The following is a 21,642-nucleotide window of genomic DNA, read 5'->3' on the forward strand; positions in this document are numbered from 1 at the left end:
GGCGCACTTGCAGGTTTTCCTGTTCTGGAAACGCTTCAGAGCGGTACGGATTTACACCCTTGATCGAGTTGTCAGGCCGGTGAGGACAAAGGTTTGTGCAGCGGCACGGTCTGCACGCCGGTGGAGAGGCCGGGTGGCGCTGCCTGTTGGTAACCCAAGTGCCGATAGAACGCCTCGGCGGTGCGGGTGCTGTTGAGGTAAACATGCTGCACACCGCGAATGCGCAACCAACCTTCGAGATTGTGCATCAGCGCCCTGCCGACGCCCCGGCGAAAGGATTCAGGCTGGACGTAACACAGCGGGATTTCGCCACTGACCCGGGCCATGCCGACACCGACGGGTTTGTCTTCGAACGAAGCGATACAGAGATAGAAGTGTGGGTCGGCGAGCCGGCTACTGATGAAATCGGCGGAGGAGCGGTTGAGCCAGTCGCTGACCAGAAGTGGATGGTTGCGGTGATCGAGTGCACATCCGATACGGATCGAGCGCTCGACAATACGGTTGATGATGCCGGTGTCGGCCAGAGTGGCCGAACGAACGCAGACGGGTGCTTCCATGGCGCAGTTCCCTCAATCCTTTGAGTCAAAGCTGCGTTGACCTTAGCCCCGCCCCTGGCGAATAGCGAACGCCGAGAAGTTACATTTGATGTGGAAGAACGTGATCATTTGTGGGAGCGAGCCTGCTCGCGAGAGCGTCAGGCCAGTCAACGTCGATGTTGAATGACTTACCGCATTCGCGAGCAGGCTCGCTCCCACAGGGGATCTGAGGTGAGATCAGAGGGCTTGCAACGGCATGGTCAGTTCGACCCGCAGGCCATCCGGGCGGCTGTCGAAATGCAGGGCACAATCACAGCGCTGAACGATCGCCTGGACAATCGCCAGCCCCAGCCCGCAGCCGGTGCTCTGCCCGTTGCGCCAGAAGCGCTGGGTCAGATGTTGCAAGTCATCCGGCGCAATGCCCGGGCCATGGTCGCGCACGACAAAACGCACACGATTGCCGATGCTCTCCAGGCTAACCTCGACCGCACAATCTTCTGACGTGTGGCGCAGGGCGTTGTCGAGCAGGTTGCGCAATGCAGCAATCGCCAGCACGGCAGGCATTTGCAGAGGCGCGGCGGACAGATCGTCAGGCACGTGCAGTTTGATCCGCAGCCGTTCACCGCCAGTGGCGTCCTGGATCGCCAGTCTGGCCACTTGTTCGGCGCTGCATTGCGAGCCGTCATCAAACGACAGACTGCCTTCGACCCGCGCCAGCAACAGCAATTGCTCAAGGGTGCGATGCAAGCGATCGGCGCCCTCCTCGGCGCGCGCGAGCGACTGATCGCGGGCGCTGCCGTCGGTCATGCGCGCCACTTGCAGGTGGGTCTTGATCGCCGTCAGCGGACTGCGCAGTTCATGCGCGGCGTCGCCGGTCAGACGACGTTCACGTTCGATGGTCTTGCCGATGCGTTGAAACAACTGATTCTGAGTTTCCAGCAACGGCTTCAATTCGCTGGGAAACGCCTGCAACTGCAATGGCTCAAGAGAGTCGGCATTGCGCCGCATCAGCGCCTCGCGCAGACGATTGAGCGGCGCCAGGCCCTGACCGATGCCCAGCCACAGCAGGCACAGGCAACCCAGCAAGGCCACACCGACCGGCACCGAAGCAGCGAGCAGAATCGACATGTTCAAGGCTTCGCGCTCGATCTGCCGATCCGCCGTAGTGATGCGCACATCGCCGCGGGCCAGGGTGAAACTGCGCCACGGGGCGCCGTCGATCATCTGATCGTGGAAGCCCATTTTCTCGGCTTCCAGCGCTTGCTCGGGGTTGTTGTGGCTTCGCGCGAGAATCTCGCCGCGCAATGAGCTGACCTGACAAGCCATGCCACCGGGAATATTCAGCTGTTCTGCGCTGAAATGGGTGCCCTCGCCCTTGCTCGGCAGCGTCGGCAATTGCTCGAGCAAACCGGCGACCATGCGCGCCGAGGCCACCAGACGCTGGTCGAGGGAAAACATCATCTGATTGCGCAGGTCGCTGAGCATCCACGCCGCCGCCAGCGCCCAGATCAGCGCGAACGCCGCGCCAAGCGTCAGGCTCAGGCGCAGTCGCAGACTCATCATTTGCCTTGCTCTGCGCCATCGGCAGGCCCGAGGCGATAGCCCAGACCGCGCACGGTTTCAACGATGCCTTTGCCAAGCTTGCTGCGCAGATGATGGATATGCACGTTCAGCGCGTTGCTTTCCAGTTCGTCGTTAAAGCCGTAGACGCTGTCCTTCAGTTGCTCGGTGGACAGCACCCGGCCGCGATTGTGCAACAGCGCCTGCAACAGCGACTGCTCACGGCGCGACAGGTCCACCGGTTGCCCCGCGAGTCGGGTTTCGCGGCTGCTCGGGTCGTAGGTCAGCGCGCCGTGCTCAATCAGATTGACACTGCGCCCGGCCACCCGGCGCAACAGGGTTTGCAGGCGAGCGAACAGTTCGCGCAGGTCGAAAGGCTTGAGCAGGTAGTCGTCAGCGCCGGCCTGCAGACCGTCGACACGATCGGTCACCGAGTCACGGGCAGTGAGGATGAGAACCGGGATTTCCAGGCCGCTCTGCCGCAATTGCTGGAGCAACTTGAGGCCATCTTCGTCCGGCAGGCCGAGATCGAGCACCATCACATCGAATTCGGCGACCTTGAGCATCGCCCGCGCCTTGGACGCGGTGTTGACGTGCTCGACGGTCAGGCCCTGGGCGGTGAGGCCGGCAACGATGCCGCTGGCAATCAGCTCGTCGTCTTCGCAAACCAGTACGTGCATGGTGAATCCCACAGGAAAAAAGCGGATTAGGCAGTTGGCCGATTAAGCTGACATTATGGCGCCCAACGTCACTGCGACAAGGGCATGGCGGTTAATCATCGGTTAATCGCCGCTGCCCATTGTGCACCTCACTTGCACAGGGACAAGGCTTCTCCATGCGTCATTTTTTTGTTTTGTTTGCGTTACTGATCTCGGGCCTGGCCCAGGCTGGAAACAATCCTTTCGATACGAAACCGGACTTCTTGCCGGTCGACCAAGCGTTCGTGTTGACTTCCGAGCGTCTGGATTCAGGCGAAACCCAGCTGTTCTGGCAGATCACTGACGGCTACTACCTGTATCAGAAACGCCTGAAATTCGATGGACTGGCCGCCGATCAGCAGCCGGTGTTGCCTGAAGGCGAATCCCACAGCGATGAGTTCTTCGGCGAGCAGCCGGTGTACCGCCAAGGGCTGGAAGTAAAAATCCCGGCGGCGGCCAGCGGTCAGATCAAAGTCAGCTATCAAGGTTGCGCCGATGCCGGTCTGTGTTATCCACCGCAAACCAGGGTGATCGATCTGGGTGGCAAAGCCGCAGCAACAACAGGCGCTGAAGCCCCGGATCAGGCTTTGGCCAGCAGTCTGCAACAACGGGCGCTGGGCTGGAGTCTGCTGGTGTTTTTCGGACTTGGCCTGCTGTTGGCGTTTACCCCGTGTTCGCTGCCGATGCTGCCGATTCTCGCCGGGATGATCGTCGGCAGTGGCGCCACACCACGGCGCGGGTTTGCCTTGGCCAGCAGCTACGTGATCTGCATGGCACTGGTGTATGCGGCGATGGGCGTGATTGCTGCGCTGCTCGGTGCGAACTTGCAGGCGTGGTTACAGAATCCGTGGTTGCTCGGTGCGTTTGCGGCGATTTTCGTGATACTGGCGTTACCGATGTTCGGCTTCTTCGAGCTGCAACTGCCGGTGGCCCTGCGTGATCGCCTTGAACATGCGTCGCGCAGCCGCAGCGGCGGCAGCCTGATCGGCGCCGGGGTGCTGGGCGCATTGTCCGGTCTGTTGGTCGGGCCATGCATGACCGCGCCACTGGCCGGCGCGCTGCTGTACATCGCGCAGAGCGGTAACGCGTTGCACGGCGGTCTGATTCTGTTTGCACTGGGCATCGGCATTGGTGTGCCGCTGTTGCTGCTGGTCACTGTGGGCAACCGTTTCCTGCCGAAACCCGGCGCTTGGATGAATCTGCTCAAGGGCATATTCGGCTTCCTCTTTCTTGCCACTGCATTGTTGATGCTGCGCCCGGTGCTGGATCCGTCGTTGTGGCTGGGGCTGTGTGGCGCTCTGCTGTTGATCGCCGCTTACAGCGCCTGGAAACAATCCGCAGGGTTTGGCCGCGTCGCGCAGATGTTTGGCGCCCTGTCCTTGTTGCTCGGTTTGTGGGGCAGCTTGTTGGTGATCGGTGCGGCGGGCGGCAGCGATGATCCGTATCAGCCATTGCAGGTCTACAGCGCCAGCGGTGCAGCCAGTGCAGCGCCAAGTGGCCACGATGCCTTCATCACCATCAAGGAACCGGCGGCACTGCAACGCGAACTCGACGCGGCCAAGGCCCAGGGTCAGTGGGTGCTGCTCGATTACTACGCCGACTGGTGCGTGTCGTGCAAGGTCATGGAGAAGAAGGTGTTCGGTGAAGCCAAGGTCGTGCAGGCCCTGAGCGATGTGCGCCTGCTGCGCCTGGATGTGACCGCCGATAACGCCGCCAGCCGCGAGCTGCTCAGCCGTTATAAAGTGCCGGGGCCGCCGACGTTCATCTGGATCGGCGCCGACGGTGAAGAACGCCGCAGCCAGCGCATCACCGGCGAGGTCGATGCCGAGACCTTCCTGCAACGCTGGTCCGCCACCCGAGATGCCAACTGATGCTGACGTTCACCCTCGGCACCTTCGCCATCGCGCTCAACCACCTGCTGCTGATCAGTGCTCTGGCGCTGGCGACATTTGTCGGCTGGCGAGTGGCCAAGCGCGGCGGCGAGAACCCCGAGTCGGCGCTGTTCAGCCTGTTCTTGCTGGGCATGCTTGCGGCGCGCATTGCGTTTGTCGCGCTGTACTGGTCGCACTATCGCAATGACCCGTGGCAGATCATCGATCTGCGCGACGGCGGTTTCCTCGCCTGGCCCGGAGTGCTCGTGCTGCTGCTGGCGGCGTTGTATCGCGGCTGGCGCCGGCCTGCTTTGCGCCGTCCGCTGGGCTTCGGCGTGGTCAGTGGCGTGGCGTTCTGGCTGCTTGCCACCCTGTCGCTGAATATCTACGAACAGGGCTCCCGGCTGCCGGATATTGCCCTGCGCAACGCCGCCGGGGAAAAGATCAAGCTCAGCGACTATCAGGGCGGCCCGCTGGTGATCAACCTGTGGGCGACCTGGTGCCCGCCGTGCCGGCGAGAAATGCCAGTACTGGAGAATGCCCAGCAACAGCGCCCTGATCTGACGTTCTTGTTCGTCAATCAGGCCGAAAGCATGCAAAGCGTGGCGACGTTCCTGGAAACCCAGGGCCTGAGCCTGAACAACGTGCTGTTCGACCGCGGCGGCCGTCTCGGTCAGGCCGTGGGTTCCATGGCGTTACCGACTACGCTGTTCTATAGCCCGGACGGTCGCTTGCTGACCAGTCACCTCGGTGAACTGTCGAACGCCAGCCTGGCCCGCGCTCTGGAAACCTTCGACACTTCGCCCTCAAGCCCGAATCAGGCCGTTGCCCCGGCCAACTCTGCAAGGAAACTGCCATGCCCCGCCTCCGCCACCTGCTGACGCTGACCCTGGGCACTGCCCTACTGCACTTGCCGTCGGTGCAGGCCGCTGAAGAACTACCCGCAGCGATCAAAAAAATCGAAGCCAAGGGCGCGAAAATCGTCGGCCAGTTCGACGCCCCCGATGGCCTGCGCGGGTACGCCGCGCAATACCAGAATCGCGGCATGGCGCTGTACCTGACCCCGGACGGCAAACACGTCGTGGTGGGTAATCTGTACGACGCCGACGGCAAGGACCTGAGCAGCGAGCCTTTGCAGAAACTGGTCTACGCGCCGATGTCCAAGGAAGTCTGGGCCAAGTTCGAGGCGAGCAACTGGATTCAGGACGGCAACAAGGATGCACCGCGCACGGTGTACCTGTTCAGCGATCCGAACTGCCCGTACTGCAACATGTTCTGGGAACAGGCGCGACCATGGGTCAAGGCCGGCAAAGTGCAACTGCGCCACATCATGGTCGGCATCATTCGCGAAGACAGCCCGGGCAAATCAGCCGCGCTGCTGGCGGCGAAAGACCCGGCCAAAGCCCTGCAAGATCATGAGAGCGCCGGTAAGGGCAGCGCCCTCAAGGCCTTGAAAGACATTCCGGTCGCCGTGCAGAGCAAACTCGCGGCGAACATGCAGTTGATGGAAGACCTCGAACTGCAAGCCACCCCGGCGATTTTCTATATGGACGACAAAGGCGAGTTGCAACAACAGCAAGGCGCGCCATCGCCGGACAAGCTGGTGAAGATTCTCGGGCCGAAATAGTCTTCACAACCACTGACCGGTGCGGGTCTATCAGTACTCACACCGCTCGATAATGTCCTGCAAGTGCTCGGTGTTTCCCTGTTCCGTGAGAAAGCTTGTCACCTCAGCGCACCACGCTTGGTCTGAAGGAATACCGGCCCAAGCGTGCGTCCCTGCCCAATGCCAGGGACGGTCGTCAAACGTATTGATCAGCGCCTGATTGAATGTGTGAACGTTGAACTTGGGATGTCTCGCGTTCTGCAACATCAACGAACCGAACACGCGCTGTTGCGTTGCTTCGCATGGTTTGACTTGCTGGGCTTTGGTCGAGCTCAGGACAATGAAATCAGGTTTGACACCTTCATCGAGCGCGGCCTGCAGTCTGTAATGTCCATCGATGATCACGTAAGAACACAGTCCGCCCACATACCAGAGCAGGATCGGCGGCAAGCTGCCCTCCCTGGCTTTTTTGCGCCACCATTTGAGGCGACCTGCAAAAGGGTCCACCGTGTGCAGACCGATCAAGTGTCCCAAATCCCAATCAAGCCAATGCACGGTGTGCGGTTGCACATTGTCGAGAATGCCCTCGCCGCGCGCGTACCAGTTGGGCAGATGGCTGGACGCCTCGGCCGGGGTGGAAAAATACCAGCCATCCGGACCGGCAACGGGTTTGTATCGGCTAACTGCTGGCAATAAAGGGCGCGCCACCCAGTGGCCGGGATAGAGAAAGTCCGCCTGATTGTTCATCAACTGGTTGATGAAATAGCGACACCAGCGCGGGAAGCGCTCTTGGACGGGTAATTCAAAGTGCTCCTGAACGTCAGCCGAAACGATGGGGGGCACGGATGGCGATTCCAGTTGAACGGGCCGCGGATTGCGAACCAGCCAAGCACCGTAATATGAGGTGGCAATGGTCGCCCAGAAGAGTGGGCTTTCATTGAGCATCAACTTCATCCGCCCGTTGTTGCCACTTTGCAGATGAAGCGGCGGTTGGCTTGATTTCGGTCGGTTGACCTCAATACTCAACCCAACCCACTTGTCCTCAAGATCCTTGAGGTCACGCCACCAGAACTGTTGCACGTCATTCCCTTATCAAATGCTTTTATAGATGAGTTTCACACTCGTGATTGCATGGTGACCTGAGAGGCCCCTTCGCGAGCAGGCTCGCTCCCACAGTTGACTGCATTCCCTCAGCAAGAATGCGATTAACTGTGGGAGCGAGCCTGCTCGCGAATGAAGCTCACTCGGTGTGTCAGTTGCGCTCGCGGAGAAACGCCAGCAGCGCCTCGGTGACAAACCCGGGATTCTCCAGATTGGAGATATGCCCCGCCTCCGGCACCAGCACACACGGGCAACCAATCAACTCAGCCATTTCCCGGGCTTCCGAGGGTGGCCGGGGTTTGTCCTGGTCACCGCACAGTACCAGCGTCGTCGCCGGGTTCAGCTCGCCCAGCCGTGGCAACAGGTCGTTGCGGCCAAACGTGATGCGCCCCATCGGCACGATGCTTTCGCGCAGACGCTCGGGCGAGTAGCTCTGCAGTTTTGCGCGGAAGCCCTGATACAGCGCCGATTGCGGGTCGATGCCCGGGCGGAAGAAGATCGGCACGACGATGTCGAGCAATTGGTCGGAGATGGTGCCGCTGTCTTCGATCTGCTTGAACAACGAGAAGTAATACTGCCGGGTCGGTTCCGGCTCGACACCGACGTAGGTGTCCATCAGCACCAGACCGTTGAGACGTTGCGGTGCGGACAGTGCCAGGCGCGTGCCCCACATGCCGCCGACCGACAGCCCGACGAGGGTGACGCGGTCGATGTCCAGATGATCGAGCAAGGCCTGCGACTGTCGGGCAATGTCGTCCAGCGATGTGGTGCCTTCGGGTAACTTGCCGGACTCGCCATGCCCCCACAAATCCAGGGCAATGACGCGATAATGCGGGGTCAGCGCGGCGATCTGCGGCGCCCACATCGCTTGATCCCAGAGATAACTGCCAGCCAGCAACACGGCCGGGCCGGTGCCTTGATCAATGTAGTGCAGTGCTTGTCCGTCAACCGTGAAAAAGGGCATCGACCACCTCCGCGAGAAAAAACAGAACCGGCAGACTGAGCTGCCGGTTAATGATCGTCAAGGATGGAAATGTACAGTCATGTACTGGTGATTTGTGTTGAATTCACCGACGCCATCGCTGGCAAGCCAGCTCCCACAGGGTTCAACGTCGTTCACAAGATTTGTGCTCACCGCAAAAACTGTGGGAGCTGGCTTGCCAGCGAGGGGCCGGCCCAGGCGCCGGAGAACTACAACCCCTCCAACTCCGCCATCAGATCATTCAACCGGTCAACCTTCTCCTCTGTAATGTCGCTGGCCGCCAGCCCATCGATGTATTCGGCCAGTTCCTCCACCGTGCTGCACTCGAACATCGCGCGCAGCGGCACGTTGCGTTGCAGGGCTTTTTGTACCCGCGAAGCGATCTGCGTAGCCAGCAACGAATGCCCGCCCAGTTCGAAGAAGTTGTCGCGCACGCCGACCTTTTCCACTTTCAGCACCTCAGCCCAGATATCAGCCAGGGTCTGCTCCAGCTCGTTGCGCGGGGCCAGATAATCCTCGCTCTGCAACTGACCGATCTCCAAGGCCGGCAAGGCTTTGCGGTCGAGTTTGCCGTTGGCATTGAGCGGCATCTGCTCCAGCCATAGCCAGTGCAGCGGCACCATGTATTCGGGGAGTTCGGCGCGCAGGCGCTGCTTGATCCGCTCCAGGCGTTCACCCGGATTGAGCGCTGCGTCGGCCGCGACCAGATAACCGACCAGATGCTTGCCGTTGACGCCCTCCTGCACACCAACCGCCGCGTCACGCACTTCCGGTTGTTCATGCAGGCGCGCTTCGATTTCACCGAGTTCGATGCGGTAACCGCGAATCTTCACCTGATGATCGACGCGGCCGACGTATTCCAGCACGCCGTCCGCGCGGCGCCGCGCCAGGTCACCGGTGCGGTACAAGCGCTCGCCCGGCGCGCCGAACGGATTCGGCACAAACACCGGCGCGGTGCGCAGCGGATCGCTGACGTAGCCGCGACCGACACCAGTGCCGGCAACACATAACTCACCCACCGCGCCCAAAGGCACCAGATCCAGCGCGCCATCGACCAGGTACAGCAAGTTATTGTCGGTCGGCGTGCCGATCGGCAAGTAACTGCCGCGCGTCGAGGCCATGTCGACACGGAAGAACGCCACGTCATCCGAGCATTCCGCTGGGCCGTAAGCATTGACCAGACCAATATCCGGGTAACGCAGCAGCCATTGATGGGCCAGTTCCGGCGGCATCGCTTCACCGGTCGGCAGCATCCAGCGCAAGCCGTCGAGGCTCAGACGCTCGGAGCCGAGCATGCCCTGAATCAGCGACGGCACACTCTCCAGCACGGTGATGCCCTGCGCCTGCACATGCGCCAGCAGACCTTGCGGATCGTGGGCAATCGCGTTCGGCACGATGTCGACCCGCGCGCCGAACAACGGCGCGGCGAGGAACTGCCAGACGGAAATGTCGAAGCTTTGCGAGGCGGTCTGCGCAATCACATCGGCCTCGATCAAGTCGAGGTACGGACGTTTGCTCAACTGGCTGTTGAGCATGCCGCGTTGCTCGACCATCACGCCTTTTGGCAGCCCGGTCGAACCCGAGGTGTAGATCACATAGGCAAGATTGTCCGGGCCACTGTGGATGCCGAGATTGTGCGTCGCTGCCACCGATGCCTGCACCTCTTCCCACACCAGCAGGCGCGGACGATTCGAACAGCCAAACTCTTCGAGCAAGGTCTGCGCCTGCTCAAGGCAAGCGGCGCTGCACACCAGCAACGGCGTGCGGCTCAGCTCGATGATGCGGCTCAGACGCTGGCTCGGCAGGCCCGGATCCAGCGGCAGATAACCAGCGCCGGCCTTGAAGCTGCCGATGATCATGCCGAGCAGGTCGAGATTACGCTCGGCCAGCAGCGCCACCGGTTGGTCCATGCGCACACCGGCAGCGACCAGGGCATGGCCGAGGCGGTTGGCGTTGTGGTTCAGCTCGGCGTAGCTCAATTGCTCGTCGAGGCAACTGGCGGCGATGCGCTGCGGATGCGCCGCGACCTGCGCTTCGAACAGCGCCACATAGCTTTGCTCCAGCGGATAGTCGTGGCCGCTCTGGTTGCAACCGTGCAGCAGGAAATCGCGTTCTTCGTCGCCCAGCTGCGGCAAATCGGCCATGTCGCCATGGAAGCCGTCGACCAGTGCCAGCAGCAAGCGCTTGAACTCACTGAGCATGCGCTCGACCGTCGCCTCGTCGAAGTAACGCTGGTCATAGGACAGGTGCAAGCCAAGGTCATCGCCCGGGTAGCACACCGCGGTCAGCGGGAAATTGGTGTGGGTGCGGCCGGAATCCGAGGTCGCATTCAGGCTCTGGGCACGATCAAGCACCGAGACCTCCACCGGGGCGTTTTCGAAAACGAAGAGGCTGTCGAACAGCGGCTGGCCTTTGGGCAATTCGCTCTGTTCCTGGATGTTCACCAGCGGCAGGTATTCGTACTCGCGCAGTTGCATGTTGCTGTCGAGCAAAGCGCTGAGCCACTGGCGCACGCTGCTGCGCTGATCGTCCGCAGGCATCTTCACGCGCAGGGCAACGCTGTTGATGAACAGGCCGACGGTGCGCTGCATTTCCGGCATCTCCACCGGACGCCCGGCCACGGTGACGCCGAAGAGCACGTCGCGATCGCCGCTCAGACGCCGCAAAACCAGAGCCCATGCAGCCTGGGCGAAGGTGTTGACGGTCAGTTGATGTGCCTGCGCCAGTTCCCGCAGCCGTGCACCGTCCTCGACATTGAGGCGGGTGTAGCGGTCGCCGACGATCATGCCGCCGCTTTCACCAGCGTGTTCGCGCAGGAACGGGCGGTCGCTCGGGATCGGCGTGGTGCGCTCGAACCCTTGCAGGTTCTGCTGCCACCACTGCCGCGCCTCGGCCAGGCTCTGGCGTTGCAGCCAGCCGATGTAATCGCGATAACGCGGCGGCACGCTCAACTGCGCTTCGCGTCCTTCACCGAGGGCGCTGTAGATTTCGAAGAAATCGTTCATCAGCAGCGAACGGCACCAGGCGTCGATGAGAATGTGGTGGTTGCTCATCATGAACCAGTAACGCGCCGCGCCGACCTTGATCAGGCGCAGGTGAAACGGCGCCTGATTGAGCAGATCGAACCCGGCTTCGCGCTCGCTTTTCAGCAGCGCTTGCAGCTTCGGTTCCTGCTCGGATTCGGCGACGGCGCTCCAGTCCAGATACTCGATCGGCGTGCGACCCGGGGTGTGAATCACTTGCAGCATGTCTTCGCCGACGTTCCAGCAGAACGACGCGCGCAGTGCTTCATGACGGGCGATCACCGCTTGCCAGGCCTGGGCGAAACGCTCGGGATCGAGCTCGCTGTTGATGCGGTAACGATCCTGCATGTAGTACAGGCCGGTACCCGGCTCGAGCAGGGTGTGCAGCAACATGCCTTCCTGCATCGGCGTCAGCGGGTAGACATCTTCGATGTGCGCGGCCGGCACCGGCAAGGCATCGAGTTGTGCCTGAGTCAGTTTCGCCAGCGGGAAGTCCGACGGTGTCAGGCCGCCGGCCTCGTCTTGCAGACAGTGGGCGATCAGGCTTTGCAACTCACCGAGGTAGGCGGCGGCCAGATCGTTAATGGTTTGCGCCTCGTAACGCTCATCACTGAAGGTCCAGCGCAGCAGCAATTCACCACCGTAAATCTGACTGTCGACACTCACCTCGTTGGGCAACGGCGCCTGCGGATCGTGGGCGGCACCGACCGCTTCATCCAGCGGACGGAACAGCGCATCGGCGCCGAAGCTCTGGTCGAACTGGCCGAGGTAGTTAAAGGTGATCGGCGCCTGTGGCAGCGCGGCCATGCTCTGGCGGCAGCCGTCATCGGCCAGATAACGCAACACGCCATAACCGAGACCTTTATGCGGAACGGCGCGCAGTTGTTCCTTGATCGCCTTGATCGAAGCGCCCTGCCCGGCGGCCTCTTCGATGTTGTGCGGGGTCAGGCGCAGCGGATAAGCGCTGGTGAACCAACCGACGGTGCGGGTCAGATCGATCTCGTCGAACAAGGTTTCGCGACCGTGTCCTTCCAGTTGAATCAGTGCCGAGGGCTGGCCGCTCCAGCGGCACAGCACACGGGCCAGCGCGGTCAGCAGCAGGTCGTTGACCTGAGTGCGATAAGCGCTCGGTGCCTGTTGCAGCAACTGCCGGGTGCGCTCGGCATCGAGGCGTACGCTGACGGTTTGCGCATGGCGATTCTGCCTGCCGCCCTGCGGGTTTTCGCAAGGCAGATCAGCGCTTGGCCCGGCCAGTTGCGCTTGCCACCAACCGAGTTCTTCACGCAGGGATTCGCTGCCCGCGTAAGCCTGCAAACGCGCGGCCCAGTCCTTGAAGGCGCTGGTTTTCGCCGGCAGTTTTAGCGGCTGCGCAGCGTCGAGCTGGCGATAGGCGGTTTGCAGATCATCCAGCAACACGCGCCAGGAAACGCCGTCGACGACCAAGTGGTGGATGGCGATGAACAGGCGTTGCTGAACATCCGCAACATCGACCAGCACTGCGCGCAGTAACGGGCCGTTGCGCAGATGCAGACTGCGTTGCGCGTCGGCGAACAGAGATTCGCACCGATCCAGCGAATCGACGCTGACTTGCCAGAGCACATCCTCATTCGTCAGCGCTTGATGCGTCGCTTGCCATGCATCATCGGTTTCAGTGAAACGCAGACGCAGCGCATCGTGCTGCTCGATCACTGCCAGCAGAGCTTGCTGCAATCGTTGCGCTTCGAAGCGCACAGTCGGCTCCAGCAACAGCGCCTGATTCCAGTGCTGACGCTGGGGAATGTCCGTATCAAAGAACCAGTGCTGAATCGGTGTCAGGCGCGAGTCGCCGACCACCAGTCCTTGCTCGGCCGTCACCTGCTCGGTGCGACTGGCAACGGCGGCGAGCGTCTGCACAGTCTGATGCTGGAACAGGTCGCGCGGACTGAAATGAATGCCCTGCTGACGCGCGCGGCTGACCACTTGAATCGACAGAATCGAGTCGCCGCCGAGTTCGAAGAAGTTGTCGTTGAGGCCGACCTGCCTGACGTTAAGCACATCGCACCAGATCTGCGCCAGGGTCTGTTCCAGCTCGTTGCTTGGCGCGACATAGTCCTGACGATTGAGCTCCAGATCCGGCGCCGGCAAGGCGCGGCGGTCGAGTTTGCCGTTGGCGGTCAGCGGCATGCTTGCCAGCAGCATCAGGTGGGTCGGCACCATGTAGTCCGGCAGTTGCGCCTTGAGGTGCGACTTGAGCGCTTCGCGTAGCTCAGCCTGTTGCGCTTCGCCTTGCCCGGCGACCTCTGTAACGAGGTAACCCACCAACTGCTTGCCACTCGGCGCATCCAGCGCCAGCACCACGGCTTCGCGGATCGAAGAATGATCGAGCAGGCGCGTTTCGATTTCGCCCAGTTCGATGCGGAAGCCCCGGATTTTCACTTGATGGTCGATCCGCCCCAGATACTCGACCAGACCATCGGCACGCTGGCGCACCAGGTCGCCGGTGCGGTACATGCGTCCGCCATCAGCGGCAAACGGGTCAGCGACGAAACGCTCGGCGCTGATGCCCGGACGGTCGTGATAGGCCTGGGCCAGACCGGCGCCACCGACGAACAGTTCACCGGTCGCGCCTTGCGGCACCACGGCCAGATCGGCGTCGAGAATGTAGGCGACCCGCGACCCGATCACGCTACCGATCGGCACACTGCCCGCGCCCTCTTCCAGCACCTGCGGCGCCAGACTGGCCAGCGGCATGACCACGGTTTCGGTCGGGCCGTAAGCATTGAAAAACTGCGCCGGTTGGAATGCCGCGCGAATGCGCTGCAGATGCTCGCCGGTCAGCGCTTCACCGCCGGTGATGATCATGCGCACCGGCAGGACTTCATTTTGGGTCGCGAGGAACTGCGCCAACTGGCTGCCGTAGCTCGGCGTGAAACCGAGGACGTTGATTCGATGCGTGCGAATCAAGCCGCAGATTTCTTCCGCGTCCCACTGCCCTTGCGCCCGCAGTACCACCTGCGCACCGCTGAGCAGCGGCACAAGTAGACGTTCGGTGGCAGCGTCGAAGTTGATCGAATAGAAATGCAGTTCACAGTCGTCCGGGCGCATGCCGAAGCGTTCGATCACGGCCTGGCAGTGCATGGCGATTTCGCCGTGGGAGACCACCACGCCTTTCGGTTTGCCGGTCGAGCCGGAGGTGTAAATCAGATAAGCCTGATGTTGCGGCAGGCTGATAAACGGCAACTCGCTGGCCGGGTAGTCGGCCAACCCGGCGCTGTCATCTTCCAGACACCAGCGCGCCACGTCTGACGGCAAGTCACCCAGGGCCTGAAACATCGCCCGATCGCTGAGCAGCAGGCCGATGCGACTGTCTTCGATCATGTAATGCAGGCGGTCGAGCGGGTATTCCGGATCCAGCGGCACATAGGCGCCGCCCGCCTTGAGAATCGCCAGCAGGCCGATGACCATTTCCAGCGAACGCTCCAGCGCCAGACCCACCCGCACTTGCGGGCCGACCCCGCGTTCACGCAGCGCCCAGGCCAGACGATTGGCCCGGGCATCGAGTTCGGCGTAGCTCAGGGTCTGCCCAGCGAAAGTCAGTGCTGGTGCGTCTTTGCGCGCCAGTGCCTGTTCGGCGAACAGATGATGGATGCACTGATCGAGACGATGCTCGCCCGGCTCGATGCCGAGGCTGTCGAGCAGCTGCTGTTGCTCGGTGTTGTCGAGCAGCGGCAGTTCACTGAGCCGTTGCTGCGGATCAGCGATCAACGCTTCAAGCAGGTTGCGCCAATGCCTGGCCATGCGCGCGATGGTCGGTTGGTCGAACAGATCGCTGCTGTAAGTCAGGCAGCAGCCGAGGCGATGGTCGAGGTCGGTGACTTCCAGATTGAGATCGAACTTGGTCGCCCGCGCATCGTTGGCCAGGTACTCGACAGTCATCCCAGCGAGCGTGCGGCTCTGCTGGAATTCCCAGCGCTGCACGTTGCACATCACCTGGAACAGCGGGTTGTAAGCCGCGCTGCGTGGCGGCTGCAAGGCTTCGACCAGATGATCGAACGGCAGATCCTGATGGGACTGGCCTTCGATCACGGTGTGGCGCACCTGCTCGAACAGTTCGCCGACCGACATCTGCCCGTCGAGCCGGCAACGCAGCACCTGGGTGTTGAGAAACGCCCCGATCAGCCCTTCGCTTTCCGGGCGAATGCGGTTGGCCACCGGCGCGCCGATGCGCAGGTCGGTCTGGCCGCTGTAGCGGTAGAGCAACGTGGCGAGCGCGGCGGTCATGGTCATGAACAACGTCAGACCGTTTTGTGCATTGAATGCCCGCACCCGCGCGGCGAGATCGTCACTCAGATCGAAACGGAACAGCTCGCCCTGATGGCTCTGTACTGGTGGACGGGGACGGTCGCCGGGCAGTTCGAGGAGCGGATGTTCGCGACCGAGTTGCGCGGTCCAGTATTCGAGCTGGCGCTGGCGCTCGCCGGACTCCAGCCACTGGCGCTGCCAGACGCTGTAGTCGAGGTATTGCACCGGCAGCGGCTCGAGCGGTGATTCGCGCTCATCGACGAACGCTTCATACAGCGCGCTGAGTTCACGGGCAAAGATGTCCATCGCCCAGCCTTCGGTGACGATGTGGTGCAGGGTCAGGACGAAGTAATGCTCGTGCTCGGCGGTCTTGACCAGACAGGCACGCAGCAGCGGACCGGTTTCCAGATCGAACGGCTGGTGCGCTTCTGCATCGGCCAGTTGCTGAACTTGTAGCTCCCGGACTTCTGCCGGCAGGCTGGAGAAATCTTTCCAGCCCATGCGCACGCCGGTCTCGAAATGCACCTGTTGGCGGGCGACACCGTCGACACTTGGGAACGTTGTGCGCAGGGTTTCGTGACGCAGGATCAGCGCCTGCAACGCCGCCTCGAAATGCTCGACGTGCAGCACGCCACGCATGCGCGCCATGCCACCGACGTTGTACGCCGGGCTGTCCGGCTCCATCTGCCAGAGGAACCACATGCGCTGCTGCGAATAGGACAGCGGCACCGCTTGGCTGCGGTCGACTGTGCCGATTGGCAGCTGTGGGTTGGTGCGGCCGCTGACCTGGATCAGGCGAATCTGTTCGGCGTAATCGCCCAGTTCGCTGTGCTCGAACAATGTGCGCAGCGGCAGTTCGACGTCACAGGCCTGACGTGTGCGCGAAATGATTTGCGTGGCCAGTAGCGAGTGACCGCCGAGGGCGAAGAAATCATCACGCAGGCCAACCCGCTTCAGACCCAGCACTTCGCGCCAGATCCCGGCGATTTGTTGCTCCAGTTCGCTGACCGGTTCGACGTGTTCACGCACCTGCCATTGCGGCTCGGGCAAGGCGCGGCGGTCGAGTTTGCCGCTGGGACTCAGCGGCATCGTATCAAGGCGCAGCAATTGTGCGGGCACCATGTATTCCGGCAGCTCGGCAGCGAGGGCAGCTTTCAGCCGAATGATTTGCTCATCGGCATTCTCATGCGCATCGGTCGCCGTGAAGTAGCCGATCAGTTGCGCACCGGCAGCGGTTTCCCGCACCAGGACCACGGCCTGGGCGACGCCATTTTGCGCCAGCAGTCGCGCCTGGATTTCTTCCGGCTCAACGCGAAAGCCGCGCAGCTTGACCTGCTGATCGAGACGGCCGAGGTATTCGATCACGCCGGCGGACGTCCAGCGCGCACGGTCGCCGGTGCGGTACAAACGGGCGCCCTGCTCGCCCAGTGGATCGACGACAAAACGCTCGGCGGTCAACGCCGGACGACCCAGGTAACCGCGAGCCAGACCAATACCGCTGATGCACAGCTCACCCGCCACACCCGCCGGCACTGGATTGAGATCGGCATCAAGGATGCGGCAGACCACATTGCCCAGTGGCCGGCCAATCGGCGAGCGCTCGCCATCGACAGTTGTGCAGTGCCAATGGGTGACGTTGATCGCGGTTTCAGTCGGCCCGTAACGGTTGTGCAATTGCACCGCCGGCAATTGCGCCAGTACCCGATTGCGCAGCTCGGCGGGCAAGGCTTCACCGCCGGAAAACACCCGGCGCAGGCTGGTGCATTCGGCACTCAGCGGCTCATCGATGAACAGCGCCAGCAGCGGCGGGACGAAGTGCAGCGTGGTCACGCCGTATTGCTGGACCCGTTGCGCGATGCGATACGGGTCACGGTGCTCACCGGGCGCGGCAAGCAGCAGCCGCGCGCCGCTGATCAGCGGCCAGAAGCATTCCCACACCGAGACGTCGAAACTGATCGGCGCTTTTTGCATCAGCACGTCGGTTTCGTCGAGGCGGTACGTGTCCTGCATCCATTGCAGGCGCTCGGCCAGCGCGGCGTGGGTGTTGCCGACGCCTTTCGGTTGCCCGGTGGAACCCGAGGTGTAAATCACGTAGGCGAGGTTGTCGCCGTGCAGTCGCAGGCCCGGTGCCTGGCTCGGCCATTTATCCAGGTGCAGCGCATCCATGGCGATCACGCTGACGCCATCGCTGGCCGGCAAACGCTCGAGCAATTGCGTCTGGGTCAGGAGCAGTTCGACGCCACTGTCGCGGAGCATGTACGCGAGACGTTCGGCCGGATAATCCGGATCAAGCGGCACATAGGCGCCGCCAGCCTTGATGATCGCCAGCAGACCGATCAGCAGTTGCGGCGAACGCTCGGCGGCAATGGCCACGCACACGTCAGGGCCGACGCCCTTGTCGCGCAGGTAATGGGCGAGCCGGTTGGACTGCGCGTGCAGCTCGGCAAAATCCAGACTACCGCCGTCCCACACCAGCGCGGTGCGTTGCGGGCTTTTGCGCACTTGTTGCTCGAGCAGGTCCGGCAGCCATTGTTGCGCCGGGCTGCACGGGGCCACGCTCCAGTCTTTCTGCTGATTCTGCTCGCTGGCGGTCAGCAAGCGCAGATCGCCAATGGCCTGCTGAGGCCGTTCGCAGACCTCGCTGAGCAGATTGTGGAAATGCTCGGCCAGGCGCTCGATGGTCACGGCGTCGAACAGTTCGCTGGCGTAGTCGAACGCCAAGCTCAGACGACCGTTGCGATCCTCTTCGCTGTGCAATTGCAGATCGAACTTGGCCTCGCGGCTGTGCCACGGCAGTTCTTCGGCGAGCAGACCGGGCAGGCGCTTGAGTGCACTGAGGTCGCGCTGCTGATGGTTGAACATGACCTGGAACAGTCCCTGTTCGCGGGCCTGCGGGAACGCTTCGAGCAGTTGTTCGAAGGGCAGATCCTGATGGGCCTGGGCGCCGAGTGCGGCCTGGCGCGTCTGGTTCAGCAACTCGGCAAATGTCAGGCGTGAATCGATCTGCGCACGCAACACCTGGGTATTGATGAAAAAGCCGATCAGGCTTTGGGTGTCCAGGCGCGGACGGTTGGCGTTGGGCACGCCGATGCGAATGTCGCGCTGACCACTGTAGCGGTGCAGCAAACTTTGCAAGGCAGCGAGCAGAAGCATGAACGGCGTGGCCTGGTGGGCCTGCGCAGTCTGGCGGATCGCCTCGCTGAGTTCGGTACTCAAGCGCACGCTGTGGCGCGCGGCGCTGTGGTTGTGTCTGGCCGAGCGCGGGTGATCGGTGGCCAGTTCCAGTGGCGGATGTTCCTCGCCCAGTTGCGCTTGCCAGTACGCCAGTTGCCGCTCGCCCTCGCCTTGCGCCAGCCATTGCCGCTGCCAGTTGCCGTAATCGGCGTATTGCGTGGGCAGCGCTGCCAGTGTCGCCGGCGTCCCTTGGGTTGCCGCCGCGTAGAGACGCGAGAATTCGTCGAGCAGGATATTCAGCGACCAGCCGTCAGCGATGATGTGGTGCAGGGTCACCAGCAGTTGATGTTCTTCGGCATCGAGACGCACCAGTGTCACCGCCAGCAACGGGCCTTTTTCCAGATCGAACCGAGTGCGCGCCTCGTATTCGCGAATCTGCTCGGCGCGGGCTTCACGCTCGGCCATTGGCAGGTCGCTGATGTCGATCAGTTGCAGATTGAATTCGGCAGCGGCAAGCACTTGCTGCAATGCCACGCCGTCGCGCTCGAAGAAACGTGTGCGCAAAGATTCATGGCGTTCGAGCAGTTGCTGGAAGCTTTTGCGCACGGCGTCTTCGTCGAGTTCGCCACGCAAGCGCAGGCCGCCGGGAATGTTGTAGGCGCTGCTCTGTGGATCGAGTTGCCAGGTGATCCACAGACGGTTTTGTGCCAGCGACTGCGGCATCGGCTCGCTGCGCGACAAGGTGCTGATCGGACCTTGAGCGCTGCCGCCGTCCTCTTTTAGCTGCGCCACAGCGGCAGCGAAGGTGGACAGGGTTGGCGCTTCGAACAGCAGGCGCAGGCTCAGCTCCACATCGAACGCTTCGCGAACCCGCGCAACCACTTGCGTGGCGGCGATCGAGTTGCCGCCGAGCAGGAAGAAATGGTCGTCGCCACTGACCTGCTTGACGTTGAGTTGCTCGGCCCAGATTTGCCCGATCAACGCTTCAAGATCCGAAGTGCTGCTGGTCGCGTTTTCCGTTGCCGCTGTAATCGAAGGGAACTGCGCGTAACTGTCGAGGCTGCCATCAGCCAGACGATTGCGGCACGCCGAGCGCTGCAGTTTGCCACTGGAAGTTTTCGGCAACGCGCCCGGATTGAGCAGCACCACCACGCTTGGCGCCTCCTGATACGCCTCGGCCACGGCTTGGCGAATGGCTTTGATCAGCGCATCTGGCGCAAGGATTTTCTGCACGCTGCGGCTGATTTCCGCAGCGACGCCGATGCCCTCTTCGCCGTTGTGAGTGACCGCGAACGCCGCCACACGCCCCTTGCGCACCACTTCGACTTCGCGCTCGACAGTCTGCTCGATGTCCTGCGGATAAAGGTTATGGCCACGGACGATGAGCATGTCTTTCAGGCGCCCGGTCACGAACAGTTCGCCGTCACGGATAAAACCCAGGTCGCCGGTGCGCAACCAGGTGCGCCCGACGTGCTGGACAAAAGTCTTGGCGCTGGCTTCGGGGTTGCGCCAGTAACCGTGGGCGATGCTCGGGCCGGCGGCCCAGACTTCACCGACGGCATTGTCGGTCAGTTCCTCGAGCGTGTTGGGATCGACAATCAGCACCGCGTGCTCAGGCTGACTGATGCCGCAGCTCATGATCGCGCTGCCGTCGCCCGGCTCGGCGCGGTTTTGCGCCAGCGCCTGATCGTCCACGCGCAGTGCCGGGATGCCGGTGCCGCGCGGCGTGCCGGCGACAAACAGGGTCGCCTCGGCCAGACCGTACGAAGCCATGAAGCTGTTGTCGCTGAAACCGCAAGCAGCGAATTTTTCTGCGAAGCGTTCAAGGGTGTCGAGGCGAATCGGCTCGGAGCCAGAATAGGCCACGCGCCATCGACTGAGATCGAGGCGCTCAAGGGCCGACTCGCTGACCCGCTCACTGCACAAACGGTAGGCGAAATCCGGGCCGCCGCTGATGGTGCCGCCGTATTCGGCAATCGCTTCCAGCCAGCGCAACGGCCGGCCGAGGAAGTACGCCGGCGACATCAGAATGCACGGTACGCCGCTGAAAATCGGTTGCAGCAGACCGCCGATCAGACCCATGTCGTGATACAGCGGCAACCAACTGACGATGACGTCGTCCGGGTTGATGTCGATGCCGAAACCGTGACGGATCAGCAGTTCATTGGCGACCAGATTGCCATGGCTGACTTGCACGCCCTTGGGCAGCGCGGTGGAGCCGGAGGTGTATTGCAGGAAGGCGATGTGCTCGGGCGGCAGGGGCGGCTCAACCCACTGTTCGGCCAGTGCGCTGTCCAGAGTGTCGACGCACAACAGCGGCGGCGCGCCGTCGATTTGCTGCAAGGCATCGCGCAGATCGGCGCTGGTCAGCAACAGCCTGGGCTCGGCGTCGGCGATGATCGACAGCAATCGCTCCTGATGATGACGACGCGCGGATTCCGGCGGATAGGCCGGCACCGCAATTACACCGGCATACAAACAACCGAAAAACGCCGCGACATAGTCCGCGCCGCTGGGAAACAGCAGTACCGCACGCTCACCGAATCCAGCCTGAGCCTGCAACGCAGCGGCGATGGTGCGCGCGCGTTGATCCAGTTCGCGATAGCTGAGCACCACGGTCTGCTCCGGGTTTTCGGCGAGAAAACGCAAGGCCAGTCGGTCCGGCGTCAGGGCTGCGCGACGCTTGAGGGCTTGGACCAGGGTGCTGGGGAGTTCGAACGCGTCGGTCATGAGGTTTCCTGCCTGAATTCGGCTTGCAAGTGGAATCGGGTGGCTGCGTCACACCTGTCGAGAGGCGTGCGGGGCGCGGT

The 21,642-nt window shown here is 62.3% G+C and carries 9 protein-coding genes and 1 pseudogene; 4 read left to right on the forward strand and 6 right to left on the reverse strand.

Features of this window, described 5'->3' with window-relative positions:
- Window positions 1–71 precede the first annotated feature (71 nt).
- Window positions 72–557: a GNAT family N-acetyltransferase gene (locus AB9L16_RS17465; RefSeq protein WP_375122466.1), complete on the reverse strand. Its 486-nt coding sequence runs from the start codon at window positions 555–557 to the stop codon at window positions 72–74.
- A 110-nt stretch (window positions 558–667) separates the two neighbouring features.
- Between AB9L16_RS17465 and AB9L16_RS17470 the strand changes: the two are divergent.
- Window positions 668–757, forward strand: a pseudogene (locus AB9L16_RS17470) (metal ABC transporter ATP-binding protein); the annotation flags it as partial.
- A gap of 16 nt (window positions 758–773) precedes the next feature.
- Here the strand turns inward: AB9L16_RS17470 and AB9L16_RS17475 are convergent.
- Both AB9L16_RS17475 and AB9L16_RS17480 read right to left on the reverse strand, forming a co-directional pair.
- Entirely contained in the window at window positions 774–2,099 is a 1,326-nt protein-coding gene (locus AB9L16_RS17475) for an ATP-binding protein (RefSeq protein ID WP_095182170.1), read from the reverse strand.
- Window positions 2,096–2,776 carry a response regulator gene (locus AB9L16_RS17480; RefSeq protein WP_039759813.1) on the reverse strand — a complete coding sequence of 227 codons (681 nt, stop codon included), beginning with the start codon at window positions 2,774–2,776 and terminating at the stop codon, window positions 2,096–2,098. Before AB9L16_RS17480 ends, AB9L16_RS17475 begins: the two co-directional genes overlap by 4 nt.
- Window positions 2,777–2,931: 155 nt before the next feature.
- On the opposite strand from AB9L16_RS17480, the gene dsbD reads away from it, so the two are divergent.
- From dsbD to dsbG, 3 genes are read left to right on the forward strand one after another with little or no spacing between them, the layout of a single operon-like run.
- Window positions 2,932–4,665, forward strand: a complete 1,734-nt coding sequence (dsbD, locus tag AB9L16_RS17485; protein WP_375122467.1) for a protein-disulfide reductase DsbD — start codon at window positions 2,932–2,934, stop codon at window positions 4,663–4,665.
- On the forward strand, window positions 4,665–5,546 hold the full coding sequence (locus AB9L16_RS17490; RefSeq protein ID WP_375122468.1) for a prolipoprotein diacylglyceryl transferase family protein: 882 nt from the start codon (window positions 4,665–4,667) through the stop codon (window positions 5,544–5,546). Before dsbD ends, AB9L16_RS17490 begins: the two co-directional genes overlap by 1 nt.
- Window positions 5,522–6,292, forward strand: coding sequence for a thiol:disulfide interchange protein DsbG (gene dsbG, locus AB9L16_RS17495; protein ID WP_110601469.1), 771 nt, complete (start codon window positions 5,522–5,524; stop codon window positions 6,290–6,292). Before AB9L16_RS17490 ends, dsbG begins: the two co-directional genes overlap by 25 nt.
- A 30-nt stretch (window positions 6,293–6,322) precedes the next feature.
- Here dsbG and AB9L16_RS17500 read toward each other — a convergent pair whose 3' ends face one another.
- The 3 genes from AB9L16_RS17500 to AB9L16_RS17510 all read right to left on the reverse strand — a co-directional run bounded on the left by AB9L16_RS17500 (window position 6,323) and on the right by AB9L16_RS17510 (window position 21,562).
- Window positions 6,323–7,351: a ParB/Srx family N-terminal domain-containing protein gene (locus AB9L16_RS17500; protein ID WP_375122469.1), complete on the reverse strand. Its 1,029-nt coding sequence runs from the start codon at window positions 7,349–7,351 to the stop codon at window positions 6,323–6,325.
- Between the two features lie 172 nt (window positions 7,352–7,523).
- Window positions 7,524–8,336: an alpha/beta fold hydrolase gene (locus AB9L16_RS17505; RefSeq protein WP_375122470.1), complete on the reverse strand. Its 813-nt coding sequence runs from the start codon at window positions 8,334–8,336 to the stop codon at window positions 7,524–7,526.
- 227 nt (window positions 8,337–8,563) lie between these two features.
- Window positions 8,564–21,562 carry a non-ribosomal peptide synthetase gene (locus AB9L16_RS17510; RefSeq protein ID WP_375122471.1) on the reverse strand — a complete coding sequence of 4,333 codons (12,999 nt, stop codon included), beginning with the start codon at window positions 21,560–21,562 and terminating at the stop codon, window positions 8,564–8,566.
- Between the last annotated feature and the right edge of the window lie 80 nt (window positions 21,563–21,642).

It is taken from the genome of Pseudomonas sp. LW8 (genome assembly GCF_041956865.1).
In the GTDB taxonomy this organism is placed as follows: domain Bacteria; phylum Pseudomonadota; class Gammaproteobacteria; order Pseudomonadales; family Pseudomonadaceae; genus Aquipseudomonas; species Aquipseudomonas siliginis.